Raw genomic sequence first — 26,258 nt, 5'->3', positions numbered from 1 at the left:
TCCAGGCCCCCGCCCGGCGGCGGGGGCCTGCGGCGACGCCGTGGCACGTCGTCATGTGGTGGGGCCGTGCCCCGTGGTGGCGTCGGAGCCTGGGGCTCTGGCGCCAGGGCGGCCGCCCGGGCGGCGGTGCCCGGGCGGCCCGGTGTGTTAAGCGAGCTCGACAGCGAGCCAGGAGGCGGGCGGCAGGGTCGTCGTGACGACGCCGTCGACGAGCTCGACGGGGTGGGCGGCGGGGACGACGGCCTGGGGGTCCTCGGCGGTGTTGATGGCGTCGAGGTCCTTCGGGGCGATGATCCGGGCGGCGGTAACCCGGGTGGCCCCCAGGCCGCCGAGGGCGGCGGACAGCTCGAGGGGCTCGGTCAGGGAGCGGTTGAGGGCGAGCAGCGACCCGGTGGCCGACTCCTCGTCCCAGGTGACGACGGCGTCCAGGGCGTCGACCTCGCCGAAGCGCTCGGTGGGCGTGCGCGGGCTGGCCACAACGGCCTCGTAGGCCCGGCCGCGGGCGATGCGTGAGGTGATGGCGAAGGGGTGGAAGATCGTCTGGCGCCAGGCCCTGCCTCCCGGCTCGGTCATGATGGGGCCGATGACGTTGACCAGCTGGGCCTGGGCGGCCGCCTTGACGCGGTCGGCGTGGCGCAGGAGGCTGATGAGCAGGCCGCCCACGACGAGGGCGTCGGCGCCGGTGTAGCGGTCCTCGATGCGGGGGGCGGCCTCGGGCCAGTCATCGGGGGCGAATCCGCCCTCCTGGGCGGTCCATTCCGACAGGCGCCACACGTTCCACTCGTCGACGCTGAGCATGATGCGCTTGTCGCTGCGGCGCTTGGCGCCCACGGCGTCGGCGGTGGCGATGACCCCCTCGATGAAGCGGTCGAGGTCGACGCCCGCGGCCAGGAAGCTGGCCCGGTCCTGGGTGCCGGGGTCGACGTAACGGTGGAGGCTGATGTAGTCGACCTCCTCATAGGCCAGCTCCAGGACGGTGCGCTCCCAGTCCCCGAAGGTGGGCATCTCCCAGGCCGCCGAGCCGCAGGCCACCAGCTCCAGTCCGGAGTCGACCATGCGCATGGCGCGCGCGGTCGACAGGGCGAGGTAGGCGTAGTCCTGGGCGTTCTTGTGGCCGACCTGCCAGGGGCCGTCCATCTCGTTGCCCAGGCACCACATGCGCACGCCGTAGGGCTCGGGGTGGCCGTTGGCCCGGCGCCGGTCGGAGATCTCCGTGGAGGCTGTGCCGTTGACGTAGTCGAGCAGCTCGACCGCCTCAGTCTCGCCGCGGGTCCCCAGGTTGATGGCCATCATCGGCTCGACCTGGGCCTGGCGGCACCACTCCATGAACTCGTCGGTGCCGAAGGTGTTGGGCTCGGTGGTGTGCCAGGCCAGCTCGAGGCGGCGAGGGCGCTGGGCGACCGGCCCCACCCCGTCCTCCCAGCGGTAGTTGGACACGAAGTTGCCGCCGGGGTAGCGCACGGTGGTCACGCCGAGCTCGCGCACGAGCGCCAGGACGTCCTGGCGCAGGCCGTGCTCGTCGGCGGCGGGGTGGCCGGGTTCGAAGATGCCGGTGTACACGCACCGTCCCATGTGCTCGACGAAGGAGCCGTACATGCGGCGGTGGATCTGGCCGATCGGACGGTCGGGGTCGACGGAGATGCGGGCCTGCGCCATTGGAGTGCCTCTCGCTGCGAAACGGGTGGGGGGCGGGCACCTGCGACCGCCCGGAGCCATCGTCCACCGTTTACTTCATCGTTGTCAATAGACCGGACACAACCGGCTCGCCAGCTGCCCGGAGGCTGCGGGCGGGCACCGGCCGACACGTTCCGACCCCCACCACCAACCACCGTGCCCCGGAGTGCCGATCTCTCGATGAGCAAGGGGTGGGCTGGGTGATACGGGCTGGGCGGGCGGAGTTCGGGGCTCCGGTCGCCCGGCCCGTGTCCCCCACCCCGTGGACCAACTCATCTACACTCCGGCCATGGCACCCACGATGCTCGACGTCGCCGCCCTGGCGGGGGTATCGGCCAAGACGGTGTCCCGGGTGGTCAACGACGAGCCCGGCGTCGCACCCGCCACCCGCGAGCGCGTCCTGGCGGCCATCGCCCGCACCCGGTTCTCACCGGACCCCGCCGCCCGGTCCCTGCGGACCGGGCGTTCTGGCGTCATTGGCCTGGCCGTGCCCGAGCTGAGCCAGCCCTTCTTCGCCGAGATCGCCGACCGGATCGCCACCCGGGCCGGCGAGCACGGCCTGAGCGTCGTGCTCGGGGTGACCGGGGAGCTCGGCGAGGGCGAGGAGGCCTTCGTGGCCGGGCACCCCGAGCTCGACGGGACGATCGTGTACTGGCAGGGCATGAGCCGGCACACGCTGGCCGAGCTCGCCCGCCGCCGCCCCCTGGTCGTGCTCGGGGAGAAGGAGCACGACGAGGTCGACCGGGTCACAATGGACAACGCCGGGGGGATCGACCTCGTCGTCGCCCACCTCGAGGCCTTGGGGCGAGAGCACATCGCCGTGCTGGGGGCGCCGGACCCCGAGGTGTGGACCCACGGGGCGGGCCGGACGCGGATGGCGGCCTTCCGAGAGGCGATGGTCCGCCACGGCCTGGAGATCGACGAGCGGCTCCTCATCGTGTCCACCGAGTGGCGCCGCCGCGACGGGGCGCTGGCGGCCAGGCGGTTGCTCGAGGTCGGCGCCCCCTTCGACGCCGTCGTATCCTTCAATGACGCCCTGGCCCTCGGGGCGCTTCACGAGCTCGCGGCGGCCGGGGTTCGGGTGCCCGAGGATGCCGCGGTCACCGGCTTCGACAACCTGGAGAGCTCGCGCTATGCCAACCCGTCCCTGACAACCGTCTCCCCACGCCTGAGCGCCTACGCCACGGACGCGGTGCGGCTGCTGCGCGAGCGCATCGAGAGCCCCGACGGTCCGCCGCGCACGGTGGTCGAGGACGTCATGCTTCTTCCCCGGGACTCCAGCGTCGGGGGCGGTGCACCGTGAGCGGACGGGTGACGATGAACCATGTCGCGGCGCGCGCCGGGGTGTCGGCCAAAACGGTGTCCAACGTCCTGCGCGGGGCCGAGGGCGCCTCGCAGGACACCCGGGACCGCGTGCTCAACGCCGTCGATGCCCTGGGCTACCGGGTCCACTCCTCGGCCTCGGCGCTGCGATCGGGGCGGCGGGACGCAATCACCCTGGCGGCTCCGACCCTCCTGCAGCCCCTCGTCGCCGACCTGGCCGAGGCGCTCATGCGGGCGGCGGGGCCGGTGCCGGTCATCCTCGAGCTGACCCGCGGTCGGCCCGAGCAGGAGTCGGCCGTCCTCAACGGGGAGTGGCTGCGTCGCGCAGGGGCGGCGGTCCTCGTCCCCCGCGGCCTCGACCCCGCGGAGATGGATGTTGACCCCGGGCTGCCGCTTGTTCTGCTTGCCGACGACGGGCCGGCCGGGGTCTCGCGCGTGACCTGCCCCCCGGAGGCTCAGGCCGCGCTCGTGGCCGAGCACCTGCGCGAGCAGGGCTGCACACGCCCCGCGGTCATCGGGACCCGAGAGCCCGCCGACCGGTGGACCGGCCAGTGCGCCCGCGGGCTGGGGGTCGGCGAGGAGCTCGTTGTGCGGGTCGACCAGCCCGACGGCGAGCGCGGGGGCGTCGAGGCGGTCAGCAGGCTGCTGCGCAGCGGACAGCACTTCGACGCCGTCGTGTGCCACAACGACGCCCTGGCCACCGGGGCCATGGGCACCCTGCTGCGCCGGGGGGTGGATGTGCCTCGGGACGTCGTCGTCGTGGGCCGGGGCGACACCGAGACCGCGAGCTTCGCAGTGCCGACACTGACCAGCGTGTCCACGGGGTCCCAGGACAGTGCCGCGGCGATCATGGAGCTCCTGGCGCGCCCCCTGGCCGGGGGGGCTGGCGGGCCCATGCGCACGGTGACCGTGGCACCGGCGCTGGTGGCGCGCGAGTCCTCGGCACGCCGGGCCTGAGAGCCTGTGCCGGCCCGGAGTCGCCGAGCCTGGTGCCTGGGAGAGCTCGTCAATACCCTTTTGACCGCCGGCGGTCAGTCGGCGAGCATTGCCCGGGCGGTGAGGACTTCAGTGAGCAGGATGTCGACTCAGCCGCCCAGAAGCGCGGCCCTGACGGCAGCGGCGGCCGCCAGGGCCGCCCCGTGGAACCACTCATCGAGCAGACAGCCGCCGACCGGGATCCGGCTGCGGCAGCGCACGGGTCCCGCCCGGGGCAACAGCGGCTCCCCGTCAGGCCCCCTGGGTGAGCCGGTGGTAGACCTGGCTGAGGCGCAGGTCCCGGGCGAAGCCATGGGTCGTCGTGCCCTGGTCGATGACGGCGAGCTCGATTCCGGCGATCTCGGCCAGGTCCTGCCAGCACTCCAGGGTGGTGGCCGTCGACATGACGGTGTGGTGGGCGGCGCCGGCCAGCATCCAGCACTCGGCCGAGGTGGCGAAGTCCGGCTCGGGCTCCCACACGGCGCGGGCGACGGGCAGCTGGGGCAGCGGCGCGTCAGGACCGACGACCCGCACAACGTTGGCGGTCAGGCGGAAACGCTCGCGCATGTCTGACATCGCCACCACGATCCCCGGCCCGGTGTCGGCGTCGAAGACGAGGCGGACCGGGTCCTCGCGGTTGCCGATGCCCAGCGGGTGGATCTCCAGACGCGGGCGGGCGGTGGTCAGGGACGGGCAGATCTCGAGCATGTGGGCGCCCAGGATCTTCTCCTTGCCCGGCGTCATCTCGTAGCAGTAGTCCTCCATGAGGGAGGCCCCGCCCGCCAGGCCGTGCCCCATCACCTTGGCGGCACGCACGAGGGCGGCGGTCTTCCAGTCGCCCTCGGCGCCGAAACCGTAACCTGCGGCCATCAGGCGCTGGACGGCCAGTCCGGGCAGCTGGCGCAGGCCCCCGAGGTCCTCGAAGTTGGTCGTGAAGGCCGTGGCGGCGTGCTCGGTCAGGAAACGGCGCATGCCCGCCTCGATGCGGGCCCCATAGCGCAGGGACTCGTGGCGGCCGCCCCCCGGGCGCAGCTCGGGGACGACGTCGTAGGCGGCAAGGTAGTCCTCGATGAGGGCGTCGACCTCCTCATTGGTGACGGTCTCGACGACCTCGACGAGGTCATTGACGCCCCAGGTGTTGACCGACACGCCCAGGCGCAGCTCGGCCTCGGTCTTGTCCCCCTCGGTGACGGCGACGCCCCGCATGTTGTCCCCGAAGCGCACGAGGCGGGTGTGGTGCAGCGCGTCCCAGCCGGCGGCCGCCCGCACCCAGGTGGCGACCCGCTCCTGGGTCCGGGGGTGGGAGGCGTGTCCGACGACGACCTTGCGCGGCTGGCCCAGGCGGCTCAGGAGGTAGCCGAACTCGCGGTCGCCGTGGGCGGCCTGGTTGAGGTTCATGTAGTCCATGTCGAGCGTGGCCCAGGGCAGCTCGGCGGCGTACTGGGTGTGGAGCTGGAGCAGCGGCTTGTCCAGGGCGTCAATGCCGGCGATCCACATCTTGGCCGGGGAGAAGGTGTGCATCCAGGCCACGACCCCGATGCAGGCGTCGTCGGCGTTGGCGGCGAGCATTGTGGCGCGGATGGAGTCGCGGTCCTTGAGCACCGGCTTCCACACGATCCGCACCGGGATGACCGGGGCCTGGTCGAGCCAGGCGGCGACCTGGCGCGACTGGTCGGCGACCTGGGCGAGGGTCTCCTCGCCGTAGAGGTCCTGGCTGCCGGTGAGGAACCAGATCTCCTTGCCGGTGAAGGGGCTCGACAGGGCGGGAGTCGGGGCGGTCGGGTCGGTGGCGGACGGTGACGACATGGGTGCTCCTGGGGTTGGGCGTGTCCGGCCCGGCATGGGCGCGGGCGTGGTTGGCTGGGCTCGGGGCCGGCCTCAGAACCGGTCGGAGGGCTGGCCGTAGACGTTCTGGTAGCGGTCGTGGAGGCGGGCGACGACGTCGCCTGGCAGGGGGACGATCTCGCCGAGCTGGCGGGCGACGTGCATGGTGCGGGCGACCTCCTCGCACATGGCGGCCGCCTTGACCGCGGCGCGGGCGTCGGCACCGATGGTGAAGGGACCGTGGTTGGCCATGAGGACGGCCGGTGACGGCGAGCCGGACAGGGTCTCGACGATTCCCCGGCCGATCGAGTCATCACCGATGAGCGCCAGGGGGCCGACCGGGATCTCTCCGCCGAACTCGTCGGCCATCATCGTCAGGGCGCAGGGGATCGGCTCGCGGCGGGCGGCCCAGGCGGTGGCGTAGGTCGAGTGGGTGTGGACCACTCCGCCGACCCGGTCCATGTGCCGGTAGACGTAGGCGTGAGCGGCGGTGTCGGAGGACGGGGCGAGGGCGGCCGGGGTGCCGTCGTCGATCTTGTCCCCCTCGAGGGTGCACACGACCATCGTCTGGGCGCTCAGCTCGTCGTATGTCACCCCCGAGGGCTTGATGACGAACAGGTCGGTCGCCTCCCGCCCCGCGCCGCGGTCGACGACGACCCGTTCCGAGACGTTCCCCGCCGTCCACACCACCAGGCCCCAGCGGGGCAGCTCGGCGTGCAGGGCGGCGACCCGCTCCCGGGTGCGGGCCACCGCCTCGCGGAGGTTGGCGTCGAGCTCGGACAGGACGATCGGGGTACGGGGAGCGGACATGCGGTCTCCTTGCTCATCTCGGAGTCTTTCGAGATTCATCGGGGGCACCGGCGCGGTCGGGTGCGCGGGCACGACTCACAGGAGGCCGATGGCGGCCCGCTCCAGCTCGAGGCCGCGCACGAAGCCCTCCAGGTAACGGTCGTACTCGGCGACCTCGGCCTGCGTGGGGACGACAGTGACTACCTCGAGGTCGGCGAAGACGCCGTCGAGGTAGTCCTCCAAGGACCGTCCCGCGCCCCAGGCCGTCAAGGAGGCCAGCAGCGCCATCCCCCAGGCCCCGCCCTCGGAGGCCGCAGCACCGACCGACACGGGCGTGTCGAACGCGGCCGCCAGGACCCGCTGGGGAGGGCCGGGGGTGCGGAAGATGCCGCCGTGGGCGACCATCGAGTCGATCGGCACCGACTCGGTGCGGCGCAGCACGTGGAGGCCGTGGCTCATCGCGGCGAAGGCGGCGAACAGGTGGGCGCGGAAAAGGCCACCGAGAGTCAGGTCGGCCTCGGGCCGCCGGACAACCAGGGGACGCCCCTCGGCCAGCTCGAGGAGGTGCTCACCGGACAGGAAGTTGTAGGCGAGCAGGCCCTCGGTGTAGGCGTGCTCGCCCGCCGCGCCGAGCAGGACGGCGAACAGCTCGTCCCTGGGTACCGGGTGCCCGATCGCCTCGGCGAACTGCGCGAACAGGCCGACCCAGGCGTTGAGGTCCGAGGTGCAGTTGTTGGAGTGGACCATGACCACCGGGGCGCCGGCGGGCGTGGCCACCAGGTCGACCTCCTCGTGCAGGCTGCGCAGCGGCTCGTCGAGGACCACCATGGCGAAGGCGCTCGTTCCCGCGCTGACGTTGCCCGTGCGCGGGGCGACCGCACCGGTGGCCACCATCCCGGTGCCGGCGTCGCCCTCTGGCGGGCACAGCGGGATGCCCGGACGCAGCGTGCCGGTGGGGTCGAGCAGGAGGGCGCCCTCCTCGCTCAGCGTGCCGGCGACCTGTCCGGCGATGGCGACCTCCGGGAGGATGTCGGCCAGAGACCAGGGCGCCTGGACCGCGGCGTCGAAGGCCTGGAGCATCTGGGGGTCGAAGCCATCGCCGCCCGGTCCGATGGGGAACATGCCAGAGGCCTCCCCGACGCCCACGACGTGCCGTCCGGTCAGCCGGAGGTGGACGTAGCCCGCCAGGGTGGTGAGTCGCTCGATGCGATCGACGTGCTCCTCACCGTGGGTCAGGGCGTGGTGGAGGTGGGCCACCGACCAGCGCTGGGAGATGTTGAGCCCCAGCAGGCGGGTCAGCGCCGCCGCGGACTCCTGGGTGAAGGTGTTGCGCCAGGTGCGGAAGGGGGTGAGGAGCTCACCGTCGGCGCCCAGCGGAAGGTAGCCGTGCATCATGCCCGAGATGCCCAGCGCCCCCACGGTGCTCAGGGTCGCACCGGTGCGACGCTCCAGGTCGGCGGCGAGGGCGGCGTAGGCCTGGCGCAGGCCGTCCTCGACGGACTCCATGGAGTAGGTCCATACGCCGTCGACGAGCTCATTGGCCCACTCATGGCCTCCCGAGGCGATGACCGTGTGGGAGTCGTCGACCAGGACGGCCTTGATGCGCGTGGAGCCGAGCTCGATGCCCAGGGCGGTGCGGGTCGGGTCGAAGGCTGCAGGGGTCATGGTGATCTGCTCCATTGCTGATCTGCGACGATGCCGCGCTCCTGCCTGCCCCGTGCGCGGGGCGCGACGAAGGTGGCGCACCCTGATTGTGAACGTTCACATGACGGGAGTCAAGTGTCCGCGCCATGGCGACGCGCAGCTCAGGCACGGGGTGCCGGCCGGGGCGGGAGGCCGCGGGCCGCAGCTGTCAGCCCGCCTGCGCCCCGGCCACCAGCGCGGCGGCGGCGTCGTAGGCGGCGCGCACCTGCGGCTGGGGCTCGGCGCGCAGACGCTCGACGCCGGCCGGCTCCCAGGCCGGGGGCTCCTCCCCTCCGGCCAGGACCCAGGCGGCCTGCCTCGCGGCGCCGTCGGCGACGTACTCCCCCGGGGCGGGCGCGTCGACGGGCACGCCGAGCACGGCCGGCGCGAGGGCCCGCACGGCCGCCGAGCGGGCCCCGCCCCCCGCGAGGGAGACCTCGGCGATCTCGACGTCCTGCGCGCGCACGGCGTCGAGACAGGCACCCATGAGGCACAGCAGCCCCTCGACCGCCGCGCGCGCATAGTTGGCCGGGGTCAGCGAGCCCAGGGTCATCCCGGTGAGCACCCCGGTGGCCCCGGGCAGGTTCGGGGTGCGCTCGCCCTCGAGGTAGGGCACGTGGACCAGGCCGCCGGCGCCGGGCTCGGCGGACAGCGCCAGGGCGTCGAGCCCGGCATGGTCGACCCCCAGGACCCGTGCGGCCGCGTCGAGCACCCGCGCCCCGTTGAGGGTGCAGGCCAGCGGCAGGTAGGCGCCGGTGGCGTCGGCGAAGCCGGCCACAAGACCCGAGGCGTCGTGGCTGGGGGCCGCCGAGACCGCGGCCACGACACCACTGGTGCCCAGCGACACGCTCGTCCGCCCGGGACGCAGCCCCAGCCCGAGCGCGGCTCCGGCGTTGTCGCCGCAGCCCGGGCCCAGCACGAGGTGGCACAGGTCCCTGCCGTCGACCCGCGCTCCCCCGCGGGCGGCGACCTCACCGGGCCCGGCCACCCGGGGCAGGACGATCCCCTCGACCTCGTCCACCTCACGGCGCAGGGCCAGGGCCAGCAGGTCACGGCGGTAGTCGCCCGTCACGGCGTCGAAGTACCCGGTGCCCGAGGCGTCGGAGCGGTCGGTGACCAGCGTGTCCAGGCCGCGGGCGCCCGACAGCCGCCACGTCAGCCAGTCGTGGGGCAGGCAGATCGCGGCGATGCGGCTGGCGGCCTCGGGCTCGTGGTCGGCCAGCCAGCGCAGCTTGGTGATGGTCAGGGAGGCCACGGGCACGCTGCCCACGGCCCGCGCCCAGGCCCGGCGGCCCGCGGCCTCGTCGCCCCCGCCCAGCTCGACGATGAGCCGGCGGGCGGCTGCGGCGCTGCGGGTGTCGTTCCACAGCAGGGCGGGGCGGATGACCTCCCCCTGGGCGTCGAGCACCACCATGCCGTGCTGCTGCCCGGCCACGCTCAGGGCGGCGACGTCGTCGAGCCCGCCGACGGCGTCGATCGCCTCCCTGAGGGCCGTCCACCAGTGCCCGGGGTCGACCTCGGTGCCCTCGGGGTGCGCGGCGCGGGCCTGTCGGACCAGGGCGCCGGTGAGGGCGTCACGGATGACGATCTTGCAGGACTGCGTCGAGGAGTCGACGCCGGCGACGAGGGGCACGGGGATTCCTTCCGTGAGGTGTCCGGGACTCGGCCGGGCAGCAGGTGGTCGCGGGCCTCCGCCGGGGCCGGCGGCCCGCCCGCCGTCAGCCGATGAGGTGCTGGACGGCCTTGTGGTGCAGGTCGACGTAGTGGTAGTCGCGCTCGGCCGCCGCCTGGGCGTCGAAGTCCTCGTAGGCCGAGCGGTCGGCCAGGAGATCGGCCAGGGTCTCGCCGGGAGCCAGGGTGGGCTCGGCCAGCTCGTAAACGCCCGAGCGGCGCATGGCCTCCTGGACGGCCGGGTCGGCGCGGAAGGCGCGGGCTTTGTCGGCCAGGCGGAGGAACATGTACATGTTGGCGGCCGCCGACTCCCACACCCCGTCGATGCCGTCGGTGCGCGAAGGCTTGTAGTCGAAGTGGACGGCACCGTCGTAGCGCGGGCCGCCTCCGGGGAAGCCGTTGACAAGCAGGTCGACGGTGAAGAAAGCCGACAACAGGTCGCCGTGGCCGAAGACGAGGTCCTGGTCGTACTTGATGCCCTTCTGTCCATTGAGGTCGATGTGGAAGAGCTTGCCGGCGTGAAGGGCCTGGGCCAGCCCGTGGGTGTAGTTGAGGCCCGCCATCTGCTCGTGGCCGACCTCGGGGTTGAGTCCCACGACGTCGCCGTTGTCAAGCTCGGCGATAAGGGCCAGGGCGTGACCGACGGTGGGCAGGAAGATGTCGCCCCGGGGCTCGTTGGGCTTGGGCTCCAGGCCGATGCGCAGGTCGTAGCCCTTGTCCTTGATGTAGCCGGCGACCGTGTCCAGCCCCTCCTTGTAACGCTCCAAAGCCGCGTGCAGGTCCTTGGAGGAGTCGTACTCGGCGCCCTCGCGCCCGCCCCACATGACGAAGGTCGTCGCACCCAGCTCGGCCGCCAGGTCGACGTTGCGCAGGATCTTGCGCAGCCCGAAGCGGCGGATGGCCCGGTCGTTGTTCGTCAGGCCCCCGTCCTTGAACACCGGATGGGTGAAGGTGTTGGTCGTCACCATCTCGATGGTCAGCCCGGCGCCACTGCACGCCTGGGACAGCCGCTCGACGATCCGGTCGCGCTCGGCGTCGGTGGCCTCGAAGGGGAAGACGTCGTTGTCGTGGAAAGTCACGCCCCAGGCACCCAGCTCAGCGAGCTTCTCGGCGTACTCCCAGGGCTCGAGAGCCCGGCGGGTGGTCGCACCGAAGGGGTCGGCCGCCAGCCACCCGACAGTCCACAGCCCGAACGAGAACTTGTCTTCCTTGGTGGGCGTGCGAACCATGGTCTCCTCCTTGAGGCATATTTGTTCTTCGGTGCAACTATAGCGTGGGGGGTGCGATAGAGTCAAGGAGTGTCCCGACCACGCAGGCTCCCTGCGCCGCCCACCGCCCGCGGCGCAGCCCGTCCGCGCCCCGACGCCGCCTCTGCCAGGCAGTCGAGCCTGCGCGCCTCCAACCTCGCCCTCCTGGCCACCCACGTCTTCGCCTCGGCCGAGCCCGTCTCCCGGGCCGACGTCGCCGCAGCCACGGGGATGACACGCTCAACCGCCTCACGGCTGGCCGACGAGCTCGTCGCCTCCGGCCTCCTGGCCGAGCTGGCACCCGTGGCGGGTGTGGGCCCCGGGCGGCCGGCAGTCCCCCTGACCCCGGCGCGGGGCACCTTCGCGGCCCTAGGCATGGAGGTCAACGTCTCGCGGATGACCGTGCGCGCGGTCGACCTGGCCGGCGCGGTCCTCAGCCAGGCCGAGGTGCTCGACGACTTCGAGGCCTCCGACCCGACGGTCGTGCTGGCACGGCTGGCCGGGCTTATCGGCGAGGTCCTCGCAGCCCAGGAGGTCCGCCGGGCCCGCCTGGTCGGAGCCGCGCTCGCCCTGCCCGGGCTCGTCTCGCACGACACCCTCCTTCGCGCACCGAATCTGGGCTGGCACGAGATCGATCCGCGGCCTCACCTGGCCGGAGTCCTCCAGCCCGCCGCCCTGGGCCTGCGCCTGGGCAACGAGGCCGACTTCGGGGCGCTGACTGTCGGGCGCCACCGGCCTGCCGCGGCCCACGCCTGGCCCTCCTACATCTACCTGTCGGGGGAGATCGGCCTGGGGGCCGGCATCGTGCGCGACAGGCGGGTCATGCGCGGGACCCACGGCTTCGCCGGGGAGATCGGGCACGTCCAGGTCGACCCGGCGGGCCCGCGGTGCAGCTGCGGCAACCGCGGCTGCCTGGAGCGCTACGCCGGGCGGCGCCACGTCCTGGCGGCGGCGGGCCTGCCCGAGACCGCCAGCCCCTCGCGGCTCATCGCGGCCTGGGGGGCCGGCGAGCCGCGCGCCCGTGAGGCCGTCTCCGGCGCCGCCCGGGCCCTGGGGGCCGGGCTGGCGGCCGCCATCAACATCCTCGACATCCCGATCGTCGTCCTGGGCGGTCACCTCGCCCCGCTGGCGGAGGTGCTCGGCCCCGAGCTGGCCGCCGAGATCGACCGCCGCGTCCTGGCCGCGCCGTGGGCCCCGCCGCGGATCCTCACCGCCCCGTCCGACCAGGGCGACGGCGCCACCGGGGCGGCATGGTCGCTCCTGGAGGAGGTCGTCGCCGACCCGGCCTCACACATCTGAGGCCGGGACTCCGGCCACGGCGCATGTGCCCACCCGCGGGCCCTGCTGCACCCCTTCCCCCCGGGCCCGACCCGCCCGCGACCGGAAAGGGTCGGGGCGGGGGCAACCGGGGCGGCAGCCTCAGGACAGGGCGAGCTCGACGGCGCCGTCGCCCTTAGCCTCCACGCGCCTGCCGCCGGCCTCCAGCGCCCAGGCACCGCGGGCGCCCCTGGCCCGGGCACGCAGGACGCCCCCCTGGCACCGGAGGTGGAAGACCGCCTCCTCCACGCCGTCGTGGGCAGGGACGACGACCTCGCGGTCCATGCCCTCGGCGGGCTCGAAGCAGCGCAGGACCAGGCCCACCACCCAGTCGTCCTCGGGCCGTCGGCAGCCGGAGGCCACCGGCAGCACGCCGCCGGGACGCACGTACAGCGGCAGGCTGTCGGCGGCGTGGGTCTGGCGGACCCAGCGCGGGCCGGTGACGGTCGACCCGTCCCACCAGGAGGTCCACACCCCCTCGGGCAGGTAGACCTCCACCCGGCCCGCGGCGTCCATGACGGGGGCCACGAGCAGCTCCCCACCGAGCATGTACTGGGTGTCGACGTCGTAGGCGCCCCGGTCCTCGGGGAACTCCAGGAACATCGAGCGCATGAGCGGTGCCCCCGTGTCGTGGGCCTCAAGAGCCAGCCCGTAGAGATAGGGCATGAGGGACAGCCGCAGGTCGATGAAGCGCCGCGCCACCTCCACCGACTCCTCGTCGAAGGCCCAGGGCACGCGCACCGAGCCCGATCCGTGCAGCCGGGCGTGGGAGGACAACAGCCCGAAGGCGAGCCACCGCTTGAACACCTCGGGGTCGGGGGTGCCTTCGAAGCCGCCGATGTCGTGGCTCCAGTGGGCGAAGCCCGAGCTGGCCAGGGACAGCCCGCCGCGCAGGGTCTCCCCCATCGAGGCGAAGGTCGACTCGTTGTCCCCGCCCCAGTGCACCGGCAGCTGCTGGCCCCCGGCGGTGGCCGAGCGCGCGAAGAGCACGGCCTGGCCCTCACCGCGCACCTCGCGCAGCAGGTCGAAGACCGTCCGGTTGTACAGGTGGGCGTAATAGTTATGCATCTTCTCGGCGTCGGAGCCGTCGTGCCACACGACGTCCCGGACGGGGACCCGCTCACCGAAGTCGGTCTTGAAGCAGTCCACCCCCATCTCCAGCAGGCCGGCCAGCCGGGCGCGGTACCAGGCGACGGCCTCGGGGTTGGTGAAGTCGACCAGGGCCATGCCCGCCTGCCACATGTCGGTCTGCCACACCCCGCCGTCGGTCCGGCGTACGAGGTAGCCGTGCTCGGCGCCTTCGGCGAACAGGGCCGAGCGCTGGGCGATGTAGGGGTTGATCCACACGCAGACCTGGAGCCCGCGCTCATGGAGGCGGGCGAGCATCGCCGCCGGGTCGGGGAAGGTCGCCGGGTCCCACTCGAAGTCGCACCAGTGGAAGCCACGCATCCAGAAGCAGTCGAAGTGGAAGACGCTCAGGGCCAGGTCGCGCTCCTCCATGCCCTCGATGAAGGAGGTGACGGTCCCCTCGTCGTAGTCGGTGGTGAAGGAGGTCGTCAGCCACAGGCCGAAGGACCACGTGGGCACCATCGGCGCCCGCCCCGTCAAGGCCGTGTAGCGGCGCAGCACCTCCTTGGGTGTGGGACCGGCGATGACGTAGTAGGACAGTCGCTCGCCCTCGACGGAGAACTGGCACCGGGTGTTGACCTCGCTGCCCACCTCGAAGGAGACCCCGCCCGGATGGTCGACGAACACCCCGTAGCCGGCGCTGGACAGGTAGAAGGGGACGTTCTTGTAGGCCTGGTCGGAGGAGGTGCCGCCGTCCTCGTTCCAGATGTCGATGCTCTGGCCGTTCTTGGTCAGCGCCCCGAAACGCTCCCCCAGGCCGTAGACGCGCTCACCGGGACGCAGGGCGAGCTGGTCGCGCATGTAGCAGGTGCCGTCGGGCCCCACCACATGCGCCACCGCCCGGCCCGGGCTCGCGGTCAGGTCGCAGTCGGCCCACGAGAAGGCTGCGGTCCAGTCGGGGCCCTCGCGCAGGGTCACGCTCAGCTGTCCCGCCCACAGGGTGACGACACCGTCGCCGGCCTCGACCCTGCCGCTGAAGCCGGGGTCGTGGGCCACCTCGAAGCGCGGCCCGCGCTCGGGGGCCCCGGCGTGGTGGAGCAGGTCGACCCGGATGACCCCGTCGGCCACCGCGGTGTAGGCCGCCTCGATGAGGCCGACGTTGAGGGTGTCGCCACGGCCGGCGACCGGCCGCACCGGGGCGTGGGCGCGCACGACGCCGTCTGCCCCCACGGCCAGGTCGAGCAGCCCCCGGGCGCGCTGGAGGGTGTAGCCGTCACGGTCGAGCCAGTATCCGTTGGAGAATCTCATGAGCCTTCCTTGAGGTCGTCGCGCACGCGGGCGCGGGCTGTCGCTACTTGACTGCCCCGGCGGTCACTCCCCGGGTCAGGGTGCGTTGGAAGAACAGGAAGAACAAGAAGGTCGGCACGAGGGAGACCAGGGCCCCGGCGTTGAGCGTGGGCACGTCGAGCATGCGGTCCCCCTGGAGGCTGGACAGGGCGATGGGCACGGTCTGGTTGTCATTGCTTGTCAGCATGACCAGGGGGATGAAGAACTCGTTCCACGTCCAGATGAAGAAGAAGATCATGAGCACGCTCATCGTGGGGCGGACGATCGGGAAGACGACCCGCCACAGGATCTGCCAGCGGCCGGCGCCGTCGAGCTCGGCGGCCTCGAGCAGCGCCCTGGGGAAGGTCCCCAGGACCGAGGCCAGCAGGTAGGTGCCGAAGGCGGACTGGATGACGGTGAAGATGATGACGACCGACCACGGGTTGTCGGTCAGGCCCACCTCCTGGGCCATCGTGAACAGGGGGTAGATGAGTCCCTCCTGGGGGAGCATGTTGGCGATCATGAACACCGCGATGATCCAGGCCCGGCCCCGGACGCGACCCACGCCCAGGGCGTAGGCGTTGAACAGCGACAGGAAGGTGGCCGCCACCGCCACGAGCGCCGAGGTCCACACCGAGTTCCACAGCTTGACGGGGAAGTTGACGCGTCCCCAGAAGTAGGCCAGGCCGTCAGTGTAGAGCTCGGTGGGCAGGGACAGGGGGCTGCCGGAGGAGTAGTCGGCCGGGGACTTGAAGGCGTTCATGACCATGAGCGCGAAGGGCGCGATCATGAGCAGGGCCCCCAGCCCGACGGCGGCCAGGACGACCCAACGGATGGCGCCGCGGTGGAAGCGGTCGCTGGTACGGGGAGCAGGTGCGGTGGTCATGTCAGCGGCCCTCCTCGTCGCGACGCGCACTGCGGTTCTGGAGGAACTGAATGACGCCCGCGACGACAATGATGACGAGTGTGAGCACGGTGGCGATGGCGGCGCCGTAGCCGACCTTCGAGGTGTCGAAGAAGTTGAGGTAGGAGTAGTAGGAGGGCACGAGGGTCGAGCTCTCCGGGCCGCCGCGGGTCAGCACGTAGATCGGGGCGAAGACCTTGAGGGCGGCGATCGTACAGGTCAGGACGATGACATAGGTCTCGGGCCGGATCTGGGGGACGGTGATGGCGCGGAAACGCGTGAACCATCCGGCGCCGTCGAGCTCGGCGGCCTCGTAGAGCTCGGGGTCGACGCGCTGGAGGGCGGACATGAAGATGACGGTCGGGTAGCCGATCTGGATCCAGATGAGCACGAGCATGACCGAGGGCAGCGCGGTGGAGGTCGATCCCAGCCAGTTGGGGGGATCGTTGACCCCGAGGCCACGCAGGATGACGTTGAGCGCCCCGGTCTGGGAGTTGAGTATCCAGTTCCACACGATCCCGGCCACCGAGACCGGCAGGATCTGGGGCAGGTAGTACATGGCGCGCAGGGTCGAGGCGGTGCGTGCCGAGAAGTGCTTGCCGACGTAGTCGAAGAGCGCTGCGGCCAGCACCAGCCCGATGAGGGTGGGGATGATGACCATCGCCACGATCATCGACAGGGAGTTGGCGAAGGAGGCCCAGAAGTCCTCATCGCCCATGAGGTCGACGTAGTTCTGCAGGCCGATGAAGCGCTTGGGGGCCATACCTCCCTTCCACTTGTGCAGGGAGTACCAGATGTTGAGGGCCAGAGGCACGATGATGATGACGGTGAAGGAGATCGCGCCGGGCAGGAGGTAGGGCAGGTAGCCGGTGCGCCGGTCGCACGGCTTGCGGCGAGTGAGTCGGCGCGCGTCCCGGTCGGACCGGGCGGTGGTCGTGGTCATGGCATGCCTTCTTCAGTGGGGTCGACGGCGCCGGTGCCGGCGGTCGGGGCGGCGGGTGGCGACGGCGGGGGCGGCGTTGCCCCCGCCGTCCTCCGGTCACTCGCCGGTCAGCTCGGTCCGTCCCTCCTCGTAGGCGGCGCCGAGCTCGGTCATCGCCGCCTCACCGGTGGCCGAGCCGTTGATGAGGGACTGCATGGTTGAGACGAGCTGGTCGTAGAACCCGGCCACCGGCCAGTCGGGGTAGAAGGCCAGGCCGTCCTCGTCGTTGACGGTGGCGAAGTTCTCCGTCATGACGCGGGTGCGCTCGTCGGTGATGGTCGCCGGGTCTCCGCTCACCGGCAGGCCGCCCTTGTCGCCCAGGATCGCCTGAATCTCATCCGACAGGGTGATGTCGATGAACTCGTAGGCCAGCTCCTTGTTCTTGGCGTTGGTCGGCACCACCCACAGGTTGCCCGAGGAGCCCGGGTGCAGGGAGGTGCCGGGGAAGAGGAACTGGTCCCAGGTCGCCGTCATGTCCGACACGAGGCGCCCGAACCACCACGAGCCAGAGATCATGATCGGGTAGGTGCCCGCGATGAAGGCGGTGCCCATGTCCTCGGCGGTCAGGCCCGCGATGTCGGATGCGATGTAGCCCTTGGAGATCCACTCGACGAGCTTGTCGGTGCCCTGCTTGATGGGCCCGGCGGTCCAGTCGACCTCGCCGTCGAAGAGCTGGTAGGCGTCGACGAAGGAGCGGTCGGCGTGGGCCAGGACGAGCTGGTACCACAGCTGGCCCATGGGGTACTCCGCACCGGCCTCGGCCAGCGGGACCTGTCCGGCGGCCACGAAGGCGTCACACACCGCCTCGAGCTCGGCCAGGGTGGTGGGCACGGCCAGGCCGTGCGCGTCGAACATGTCCTTGTTGTAGTACACGAAGACGTACTCGCCGTAGTTGGGGACGCCGTACCACTCGCCCGTCCCCATGAGGCCATCCTCGCTGTACCGGGCCGTGGTCTGCAGGGAGGCGGAGAGCACCTTGTCCCACCCCCGCTCCGTGGCCTGCTCGGTGAGCGGCTCGATGAGGCCCTGGGAGGCGAGCTGTCCCGAGGTCGAGTTGCCCTTGTTGTACTCCATGATGTCCGGCACGTCGTCGCCGGTCAGAACGATCTTGGCGTTCTTCTGGAGCTGCTCGAAGGTCTGAGACTCCAGCTTGACGGTGATCTCGGGGTGCTTGTCCTTGAAGATCTCGACCGCACGGGCCCAGGCCTGGCCCATGGCGGAGTCATCGGACTCGTAGTCCCAGATGACGAAGGTGTCTGAGCCCGAGTCCGATCCCGAGCAGCCGGTCAAGCCCAGCAGGCCCGAGGCGGCGGTGACGGCCAGGAGTGCGTTGAAGTCCCTGCGCTTCATGATGGGTTACCTCTCCGTTGAGAATGGTGGTGGGTGCGTGGGGGCAGTGCGTGGGGTGCGCGGGTGCGGCTGTGCCGGGTCAGGCGGCCGGCGACGGGGCGAGGCCCAGGCTCTGGCCGTCGACGACGGAGCAGGCGATCAGCTCATGGAAGTCGGCGGGGTCGGCGCGCTTGCCCAGGACGGCGATGAGGGCGGCGGCTGCGGCCCGGCCGATCTCCTCCCCTGGGGCGTGCGTCGTGGTCAGGGCCGGCACAGTCATGGCCCCCAGGGTGGGTGAGGACACGGCGCCGACCACCGAGACGTCGTCGGGCACCGCCAGCCCCCGGTCTCGCAGCCCGGCGAGCAGCCCCAGGGCGGCCAGGTCGTTCATGACGACGACTCCGGTGGGGGCCTGGGGCGGGGTCCACAGCTCGTGTGCCAGGCTGCGGCCGGCCTCCGGACTGGCCTCGCAGGCGCGCACGATCGGGGTCAGGCCCCGGTCGGCCACGGCCCGCAGGTAGCCCTCGTGGCCGCGCACGGCCGGGCCGTAGCTGGCCGCCTCCTGGAGCGCTGGACGTCCGACGAAGGCGATGCGGCGGTGCCCGAGGCGGTGGAGCTCGTCGACGGCGTCGTCCACGGTGCGCTCGACGTCGATGTCGATGTACGCCTGACCCGTGGGGTCGGCGGTGCGTCCGATCATGACGAAGGGCAGGCCCGCGGCCGACAGGGCCTCGACCCGAGGGTCGACGACCCCGACCTCGACCAGGAGGACGCCGTCGACCGTCCCCTGACGGACCAGGGCGACGAGCTCCTCGCCCGCACGCTCGTCCTCCAATGGCCACACGGCTAGGCGGTAGCCCTCGTCGGCGGCCCCCTTCTGGGCGCCCCGGATGATCTCGAAGACCGTCTCACCCATGGCGGTGTCGAAGCTGGGGAAGGTCATCGCCAGCGTGCGCGAGCTGCGCGAGGCCAGGCCCCGAGCCATCGCGTTGGGCTGGTAGTCGAGCTCCTCCATGGCACGACGGATGCGCTCGGCCGTCTCACGCGCCACCGGCCGGTTGCCCGACAGGGCGTAGGAGACCGTGGAGACCGCGACATGGGCGTGGCGAGCGACATCGTGCATGGTCGCCATGACGCACCTCCTCGTGCCGAACCTGGATCGAAACGCTTCGTCGAAGCGTTTCGACAAGTATGTGCGACGGGTGCCCCCGGGTCAACGAATCAGCGCGAAGATCGAACTGTTCGACCCCACCCCTCCCGCGTCCCCGCCTGCCCGCCCGCCTCTCCCGGGAGATCGGGCCTTCGAGGTTGCGCTGTTGGGTCGGGTTGTCGTGTGGTTGGGTGTTCCAGGGGTGGGTGGTCCGGGCTCAGTCGATGAGCTGGTGGGTGTTGGTGATGGTGCTGGCCAGGGTGGTGAGGGCTTGGATGGAGGTGGGTGCGGCGCTCGGCGTGGATGGCGAGCCTGTGGAGGCCTCGGGTGTGCCAGTCGGGCACGCGCCGACGGCGGCAACCCGGCCGGTGTGTCGACCACCGGTGGGACCAGCACCTCGAGCTCGCCGCATCTGGCACGACCGGCGAGCAGTCATGCCAGATGTGGCGAGCTCAGGGGCACCTCCCCGATCTCGAGGTGCCATATCTACCGATCTCGAGGTGCCATATGTCCCGATCTCGGGGGCTGGGGTCACAGGCCGACGTCGGCCCCCTCGCGCACGAAGACGGGGATGTACTCGTAAGGGGCGTCGGCCTCGATGTGCAGGCCCCCCTCCCACGTGCGCCCGGAGTGGATCTCCCGCCACCGCGCGCCGGCGGGCAGGTAAACCTCCCTGCTCGTCACCCCCGGGGACAGGACCGGGGCCACGAGCAGGTCGGGGCCCAGGAGGAACTGGTCGTCAACGTCCCAGGCGCGCCGGTCCTCCGGGAACTGGAGGAACAGGGCTCGCATCGGCGGCATCCCGGTGTCCGCGGCCTCGGCCATCACCCGCCCGATGTAGGGGCGCAGCCGCTCGCGCAGCTCCATGTGGGCGCGCGAGACCTCCAGACAGCGCTCCCCGTAGCTCCACACCTCGTTGGGTCCGCCGCTGGCCGGCGACCCCAGCTCGCCCCGAGGCTCGCGGTGACCGTGGAGCCGGAAGAGCGGGCAGAAGGCGCCGTAGGCGAACCAGCGGGCGTAGAGCTCGCGGTAGGCGTCGTCGGAGGGGTCCCCGCCGTGGAAACCACCGATGTCGGTGGTCCACCACGGGATGCCGGCAATGGCGATGCTCAGGCCGGCACGAACCTGGACGGCCAGGGACTCCCAGGTCGGTGGGATGTCCCCGCTCCACACCGCCGCCCCGTACTGCGCCTGCCCCGCCCACGCCGAGCGGCACAGTAGGACGGTGCCGGGCTCGCCGGTCTCACGGTTGCCCTCGAAGAACAGACGCGCATTGTCCCGCGGGTAGGTGTTGACCACTGCCGCCCCGGGACCCGAGTGGAAGGACAGGTTCTTGGGGTGGCAGGGGTTGAGCTCGGGCTCGCAGGCGTCGAGCCACCACACGCGCACACCCAGGTCGAAGTAGTTCTTCTTGACCGTGTCCCACACGAAGCGGCGCGTGCGCGGGTTGCTGGGGTCGTAGAAGGCCACCGGCAGGGAGCGCGGCATCTTCTTGTCGTGGATGTCCTGGTGGAGCTCGACGCCCTGGTCGGTCCCGACGAGCAGGCCCCGGGAGACCATCTCGTCATAGTTCTCCGACAGCGGCGAGACGGTCGGCCACACCGAGACCATGAGCCGCACGCCCATCTCCTTCAGCTCGGCGACCATGGCGGCGGGGTCGGGGTACTCCTCGGGGTCGAAGCGGTAGTCGCCCATGGCGGTCCAGTGGAAGAAGTCCGAGACGATGACCGACAGCGGCAGGTCCCGACGGCGATACTCCCGGGCGACATCGAGGATCTCCTCCTGCCCCAGGTAGCGCAGCTTGCACTGCCAGAAGCCCGAGGCCCAGTCGGGCAGGACGGGTGCGTGCCCCACGGCGTCGGCGTAGCGGCCGAGGATGCCTGCGGGCGTGTCACCGGCCGTCACCCAGTAGTCGAGGGCCGGGGCGGCCTCGGCCACCCAGCGGGTGGCGTTGTCGGCCAGCTCGACGCGCCCCACGGCCGGGTTGTTCCACAGGAAGCCGTAGCCACGGTTGGACAGGTAGAAGGGGATCGAGACCTCCGAGTTGCGCTGGATGAGGTCGACGACGAGGCCCTTGTGGTCGAGCCGGCCGTGCTGGTGCTGCCCCAGCCCGTAGATGCGCTCACCCTCGTAGGCCTCGAACTGCTGGTGGATCTCGTAAAGGCCGGAGCGCTGGCCGTAGAAGACGTGGGAGCCCGGCCACCAGAAGTGCTCGCGCTTCTCGGCGAGCAGCTCGGCGCCGTCGGCGGTGCGCACGAAGCGCAGCATGACGGCGGGCTTGCCGTCGCCGGCGTCCAGCCTGGCCTCCACCGTCAGCGCTCCGACGACGTAGCGCACGACGCCGTCCTCACCGCGCTCGGCCGCGGGCGGGGCGGGCGCCTGGGGGCGCTCCTGGAGGGCGCCGGCGTCCTGCTCGGGGATGCGGTGGACGGCCGCGCGCACGCGCACAGAGTCGGCGCCCCAGTGCTCGACGCGCAGGACCTCGTGGGCGTGCCGCAGCTCGAACCCGCCCTCGATGACTTCGAATTCCATGGAGATCCTCCTCGGATCGTCAGTGTCGGTCGGTGTGCCGGTCGGTGTGTCGGCGTGCCGGTGCGCCGTGGCGAGGGCGGCCGGGACGGGCCGCCCGGCAGGAGCGGCCCGTCCCGCGCCGCTCCTGCCGCGCACCTGGGCGGTCATGCCTTGACCGCGCCTCCGGTCGCCCCGGCGGCCACGTACTTCTGGGCCGCGATGAGCAAGATCCCCGCAGGCAGCGAGGCCATCGTCGCCGTCGCCATGACCGAGCCCCAGTCGGCGACGAAGCCGCCGATGAACAGGTAGATGCCCAGGGTGACCGGCCGGGCCTCCCCGTTGGAGGCCAGGGTCAGGGCGAACAGGAAGTCGCTCCAGGCGAACAGGAAGCTGAACAGGGCGGCGGTGATCATCGCGTTCTTGCTCAGCGGCAGGACGATCGACACGAAGGTGCGCAGCCGTCCTGCGCCGTCGACCCGGGCCGCCTCGAGCACCGAGACGGGGATCGCCCGCATGAAGGCCTGGACGATGAGGATCGAGAAGGGGATGCCCAGGGCCGAGTCCGCCAGGACCAGCCCGATCGTCGTGTTGAGGATCCCCAGCTCGTTGTAGGCGCTGTACAGGGCGTTGGCGATGACAATCCCGGGGATCATCTGCGACAGCAGGAGGGCGAACATGACCGCCCCCGCCGCGCGCACCCGGTAGAGGCTGAGCGCGTAGGCGGCAGGCGCCGCCACCGTCAGGCTGACGACGACCGCGCCCAGGGACACGACCAGGCTGGTGAGCAGGTTCGCCCCCTGGGTGGCGAAGGCCGCCCGGTAGCCGTCGAGGCTGGGACGCACCGGGAACCAGTCGAGGTCGGCGGTCGAGACGCCGGGCTGGAGGGAGGCGTTGACCATCCAGTAGACCGGGAAGAGCATGAAGGCCAGGAACAGGCAGCCCAGGACCGTGTAGCGCCAGGGCCTGCGCGTGGTGGTGACCGTCGGCACGGCTCAGTCCTCCCTTCCCGCGCGGGACACCCGCAGGTAGACCAGGGCGAAGACCAGCGCGATGACGACCAGGATGTTGCCCAGGGCGGCCCCCTGCCCGAACTCGAAGTTGGAGAAGGACAGCTTGTAGGACTGGGTGGCCAGGGTCTCCGTGGCGTTGGAGGGCCCGCCCTCGGTCAGCCCCAGGATGATGTCGAGGACCTTGAGGGTGTAGACGACGCCGAGGATGAGCACGACCGAGACCACCGGCCGCAGGAGGGGCCAGGTGACGTGCTTGAAGGCCTTCCAGCCCACGGCGCCGTCGAGGGCGGCCGCCTCGTAGAGCTCGTCGGGGATGTCCTGCAGGCCGGAGTACAGGATGGTCATGTTGAAGGGGATGCCCAACCAGATGTTGACCATGATGACGGCGGCCAGGGCGACCTCGGTGCTTGTCAGCCACGGGACGGCGTCGATCCCCACGACCCCCAGGAGCTGGTTGATGACGCCCGAGTCCTTGTCCATCATCCACTTCCAGATGGCGCTGGACACGATCATGGGCAGCAGCCAGGGCAGGAGGATGAGGGAGCGCAGCACGCCGCCCAGGGGGAAGTGCCGATTGAAGAACACGGCCAGGGCGAGCCCGATGGTGAACTGGCCGGCGATGGATCCGACCGTGAACAAGACGGTGTTGAGCAGCGCGGTGGAGAACACCGAGGAGGTGATGACCGCCGTGTAGTTGGCCACCCCCACGAAGGGGGCCTCGCCGGTGAAGAAGGTCTTGGTCGTGTACTCCTGCACGCTCATCGTCACGTTCTTGACGATCGGGTAGCCGAAGTACAGGGCCAGAAAGAACAGCGCCGGGGCCAGGAAGGCCCACCTGAAGGCCTCCTCCCGCCTGCGGGTCCACTGGCGCGCCGGGCTGGGGCGCGGTGGTTTCATCGTCGTCTCCTTGGGAACATGCGGTCCGGGGCGTGCGGCCGGGGCCTCATCGGCCCCGGCCGCATCAGCCTCAGGACACGAAGTCAGCCTTGGCGGTCTGGAGCGCCTCGAGCGGGGCGGCCTTGCCGGTCAGGGCGGACTGCATGGCGTTGTAGAGCGCCTCGGCGGTCTTGGGCCAGGCCTCACCGAGCTTGGCGGTGCGGGCCCGCCCGTTGTTGACGGCGGTGACCAGGGGCTCCATGTCGGGCAGCTCGGCGAGGTAGTCGGCGTCGACCGCTTCGCGGGTGGGGATGGTGAAGCGGGTCGTGTTGAGATCGAGGATCGAGTCCTCCCCCAGGAGCACCGACAGCAGCTCGGCGGCCTTCTTCTGGCGGGCCTCGTCCCCGGTCTGGGGCACCGTCCACAGCTCGCCGCCCAGCGGGGACACGGCGGTCGCGCCCGCCGTCGGCACCGGGATCTCGGCCACTGCCCAGTTGATGCCGGACTCGTTGAAGGTGGTCGTCATCCACGGTCCGTTGACGACCATGGCCGCCTTGCCGGAGGTGAACTGCTCCCCCAGGTCGCCCTGCCCCCAGTTGAGCACGGACTGGGAGGCCGACCCCTCGTTGACCAGGTCGACCCACAGCTGGAGGGCGCTGGCGGCCTCTGGGGTGGCGATGTCGGTCTCGTCGGCGCCGGCGGACCAGAAGAAAGGCAGGAACTGCCAGGACCCCTCGTAGGAGGCCTTGGCGCAGAAGGCGACGCCGTAGACGTCGTCCTTGGTCAGGGCCTTGGCGGTGGCCTTGAGCTCGTCCCAGGTGGTGGGGACCGTCACGCCGGCGGCGTCGAGAAGGTCCTTGTTGTAGTAGAGGCCCAGGGTGTTGGCGCACGGACCCATGCCGTAGAGCTCGTCCTCGTAGGTGCCCGCCCCGACGAAGCCGTCGATGAAGCCCTCCGTGGTGATGCCGAAGGTGCTCAGCGGAGCCAGTGCGCCGGTGGCCGCGATCTGCTGGAGGTCGGGGTTGTCGATCATGAGCAGGTCGGGAAGGGTCTTGGACGAGCTCATCTGCAGGACCTTCTGGATGAGGCTCGTGCCGGCCACCGACTCGCGCGTGATGGTGACACCGACCTTCTTGGCCGCGGCGTCCAGCGCCTCCTGGAAGACCGTCTTGTCCGGCTCGTCGGCGTAGTAGTCCAGGACGGTCAGGGAGGTGACCTCGCCCGAGGAGCCGCCCGAGGAGCCGCAGGCCGCCAGCGGCAGGGACAGTGCGGTCAGGGCCGTGGCCTGGAGGACCCGACGGCGGGCGAGCATGGAGTGGGTGGTGGGGATCGTGGGAGTCATCTGCGTTCTCCAAGTTCTGTCCAGCTCCTCCGGGTGCGCCACACCTCGCGGATACGTATGCGCGCGGCGTGGCGACCTCCCCGGGGGAGGTCGAGTATGTTGTGGACGCCACCCCGTCGTGACGCCCGACATCCGAAATGTATCGCGGTGAACCTAAAGGCGCAAGGGTGGTCGGCAGGCCGACCGAGTGGAGGACCCATGGCACCGATGAGCACCAGCCGCGATGTCGCGCGTCTGGCGGGCGTCTCCCAGTCGACGGTCTCCTACGTCATGAGCGGCAAGCGCCCCGTGGCCCCCGAGACCGAGCAGCGGGTGCGCGAGGCGATGACCGAGCTCGGCTACCGGCCCCACGCCAGCGCCCGTGCCCTCAAAAGCCACCGCTCGGGGATCCTGGGCCTCGTCGCGCCCTTCGACGAGGACACCGACACCGCCGGTCAGTACCGCTACGTCGTGGCCCTGGCCGAGGCGGCGCGCGCCTGGGGCCACGAGCTGCTCGTCATCAGCGGCCAGGAGGGAATCGAGGGCATGGAGCGTCTTCTGGGCTCCGCCCTGTGCGAGGGGATCCTGGCCATGGATGTCCTGCACGATGACGAGCGCGTCGAGCTGGCCAGGGGGTCGGGCATGCCCTGCGTGTTCATCGGCCTGTCCGACCACTGCGACGGCGTCGTCGCCACCGACACCGACTTCGAGGAGGCCGGGGTCAGCGGCCTCGGGCTGCTGGCCGGGCGGGGGCACGAGCGGATTGTCCTGCTCAACCCCGCCTCGGCCCGCGTCGCTGCGATGGGCTTCACCCACCGCTTCACCTCGGCCGTCCTTGCGGCCGCCGACCAGCTGGGCGCTGGGGTCGAGGTGGTCGAGGTGGCCCACAGCTACCCGGCGATGGCCCGCACCCTCGACGGGCTGACCGCGCGCGGTCCGGCCCCCGAGGCGTTCCTCGTCGCGCCGGGGGTCTCGCCGGACGACCTCATCAACGTGCTGCACCACCGGGGCGTCGTTGTCGGCCGCGACGTCTCGGTCGTCGCCGCCCGCGGATCAGGCCGGGCACGGCACAGCCCGGTCGAGTGCACGGGCTTCGACGCCGACGTCGTCGCCGTCGCCGCGACGGCTGTGCGGCTGCTCGTCGAGCAGCTCGACCCTCAGGCGTCCCGCCCCGACGGCCCCGTCCTCGTCCCGGCGGTCTTCCGTCCCGGGGAGAGTCTCGTTCCGGCGTCCTTTGCGAGCTGAGTGACCGGATGCGGCGATCTCGCGGTGTCATAT

At 71.5% G+C, this 26,258-nt stretch carries 19 protein-coding genes; 4 read left to right on the top strand and 15 right to left on the bottom strand.

Going from position 1 to position 26,258, the window contains the following annotated elements:
* Positions 1-147 precede the first annotated feature (147 nt).
* Complete coding sequence (locus Q4C85_RS04105; RefSeq protein ID WP_303139869.1) at positions 148-1,656, bottom strand: alpha-N-arabinofuranosidase; 1,509 nt, start codon at positions 1,654-1,656, stop codon at positions 148-150.
* 307 nt (positions 1,657-1,963) lie between these two features.
* Between Q4C85_RS04105 and Q4C85_RS04100 the strand changes: the two genes are divergently transcribed.
* Both Q4C85_RS04100 and Q4C85_RS04095 read left to right on the top strand, forming a co-directional pair.
* Entirely contained in the window at positions 1,964-2,977 is a 1,014-nt protein-coding gene (locus Q4C85_RS04100) for a LacI family DNA-binding transcriptional regulator (protein ID WP_303139866.1), read from the top strand.
* Positions 2,974-3,954, top strand: coding sequence for a LacI family DNA-binding transcriptional regulator (locus Q4C85_RS04095; RefSeq protein ID WP_303139864.1), 981 nt, complete (start codon positions 2,974-2,976; stop codon positions 3,952-3,954). The genes Q4C85_RS04100 and Q4C85_RS04095 overlap by 4 nt, the downstream gene beginning before the upstream one ends.
* A gap of 270 nt (positions 3,955-4,224) precedes the next feature.
* On the opposite strand, the gene araA is transcribed toward Q4C85_RS04095, so the two are convergent.
* The 5 genes from araA to xylA all read right to left on the bottom strand — a co-directional run bounded on the left by araA (position 4,225) and on the right by xylA (position 11,168).
* A complete protein-coding gene (gene araA / locus Q4C85_RS04090) occupies positions 4,225-5,778 on the bottom strand; it encodes an L-arabinose isomerase (protein WP_303139861.1) in 1,554 nt (517 codons plus the stop codon).
* Between the two features lie 72 nt (positions 5,779-5,850).
* Entirely contained in the window at positions 5,851-6,606 is a 756-nt protein-coding gene (locus tag Q4C85_RS04085) for an L-ribulose-5-phosphate 4-epimerase (RefSeq protein WP_303139859.1), read from the bottom strand.
* A gap of 75 nt (positions 6,607-6,681) precedes the next feature.
* Positions 6,682-8,250 carry a xylulokinase gene (locus Q4C85_RS04080; protein ID WP_303139857.1) on the bottom strand — a complete coding sequence of 523 codons (1,569 nt, stop codon included), beginning with the start codon at positions 8,248-8,250 and terminating at the stop codon, positions 6,682-6,684.
* 187 nt (positions 8,251-8,437) lie between these two features.
* Positions 8,438-9,901: a xylulokinase gene (locus tag Q4C85_RS04075; RefSeq protein ID WP_303139854.1), complete on the bottom strand. Its 1,464-nt coding sequence runs from the start codon at positions 9,899-9,901 to the stop codon at positions 8,438-8,440.
* Positions 9,902-9,986: 85 nt separating this feature from the next.
* Positions 9,987-11,168 carry a xylose isomerase gene (gene xylA, locus Q4C85_RS04070; protein ID WP_303139851.1) on the bottom strand — a complete coding sequence of 394 codons (1,182 nt, stop codon included), beginning with the start codon at positions 11,166-11,168 and terminating at the stop codon, positions 9,987-9,989.
* 69 nt (positions 11,169-11,237) lie between these two features.
* Between xylA and Q4C85_RS04065 the strand changes: the two genes are divergently transcribed.
* Entirely contained in the window at positions 11,238-12,485 is a 1,248-nt protein-coding gene (locus Q4C85_RS04065) for an ROK family transcriptional regulator (protein WP_303139847.1), read from the top strand.
* Positions 12,486-12,605: 120 nt separating this feature from the next.
* Here the strand turns inward: Q4C85_RS04065 and yicI are convergent, their stop codons facing one another.
* The 9 genes from yicI to Q4C85_RS04020 all read right to left on the bottom strand — a co-directional run bounded on the left by yicI (position 12,606) and on the right by Q4C85_RS04020 (position 25,001).
* Positions 12,606-14,879 (bottom strand): alpha-xylosidase, encoded by a 2,274-nt coding sequence (yicI, locus tag Q4C85_RS04060; protein ID WP_303139845.1) that lies wholly within the window; start codon positions 14,877-14,879, stop codon positions 12,606-12,608.
* A 43-nt stretch (positions 14,880-14,922) separates the two neighbouring features.
* Positions 14,923-15,783, bottom strand: a complete 861-nt coding sequence (locus Q4C85_RS04055) for a carbohydrate ABC transporter permease (RefSeq protein WP_303139843.1) — start codon at positions 15,781-15,783, stop codon at positions 14,923-14,925.
* A 1-nt stretch (position 15,784) separates the two neighbouring features.
* A complete protein-coding gene (locus Q4C85_RS04050) occupies positions 15,785-16,744 on the bottom strand; it encodes a sugar ABC transporter permease (protein WP_303139840.1) in 960 nt (319 codons plus the stop codon).
* Positions 16,745-16,840: 96 nt separating this feature from the next.
* Positions 16,841-18,133 carry an ABC transporter substrate-binding protein gene (locus Q4C85_RS04045; protein ID WP_303139837.1) on the bottom strand — a complete coding sequence of 431 codons (1,293 nt, stop codon included), beginning with the start codon at positions 18,131-18,133 and terminating at the stop codon, positions 16,841-16,843.
* Positions 18,134-18,212: 79 nt separating this feature from the next.
* A complete protein-coding gene (locus tag Q4C85_RS04040) occupies positions 18,213-19,244 on the bottom strand; it encodes a LacI family DNA-binding transcriptional regulator (RefSeq protein WP_303139835.1) in 1,032 nt (343 codons plus the stop codon).
* A gap of 549 nt (positions 19,245-19,793) precedes the next feature.
* Positions 19,794-21,794 (bottom strand): TIM-barrel domain-containing protein, encoded by a 2,001-nt coding sequence (locus Q4C85_RS04035; protein ID WP_303139833.1) that lies wholly within the window; start codon positions 21,792-21,794, stop codon positions 19,794-19,796.
* 143 nt (positions 21,795-21,937) lie between these two features.
* Positions 21,938-22,762 carry a carbohydrate ABC transporter permease gene (locus tag Q4C85_RS04030; protein WP_303139830.1) on the bottom strand — a complete coding sequence of 275 codons (825 nt, stop codon included), beginning with the start codon at positions 22,760-22,762 and terminating at the stop codon, positions 21,938-21,940.
* A 3-nt stretch (positions 22,763-22,765) separates the two neighbouring features.
* Positions 22,766-23,680 carry a sugar ABC transporter permease gene (locus Q4C85_RS04025; protein WP_303139828.1) on the bottom strand — a complete coding sequence of 305 codons (915 nt, stop codon included), beginning with the start codon at positions 23,678-23,680 and terminating at the stop codon, positions 22,766-22,768.
* Positions 23,681-23,750: 70 nt separating this feature from the next.
* Positions 23,751-25,001 (bottom strand): sugar ABC transporter substrate-binding protein, encoded by a 1,251-nt coding sequence (locus tag Q4C85_RS04020; protein WP_303139826.1) that lies wholly within the window; start codon positions 24,999-25,001, stop codon positions 23,751-23,753.
* A gap of 207 nt (positions 25,002-25,208) precedes the next feature.
* On the opposite strand from Q4C85_RS04020, the gene Q4C85_RS04015 reads away from it, so the two are divergent.
* The gene (locus Q4C85_RS04015; protein WP_303139823.1) at positions 25,209-26,225 is read left to right on the top strand and encodes a LacI family DNA-binding transcriptional regulator; all 1,017 of its coding nucleotides are present in this window, start codon (positions 25,209-25,211) and stop codon (positions 26,223-26,225) included.
* The last annotated feature ends 33 nt before the right edge of the window (positions 26,226-26,258 follow it).

Origin of the sequence: Actinomyces sp. (genome assembly GCF_030524025.1) — a bacterium.
Taxonomy (GTDB): Bacteria; Actinomycetota; Actinomycetes; order Actinomycetales; family Actinomycetaceae; genus Actinomyces.
The sequence above is the reverse complement of the archived record's forward strand: the minus strand, read 5'-3'. Positions and strand labels throughout refer to the sequence as shown.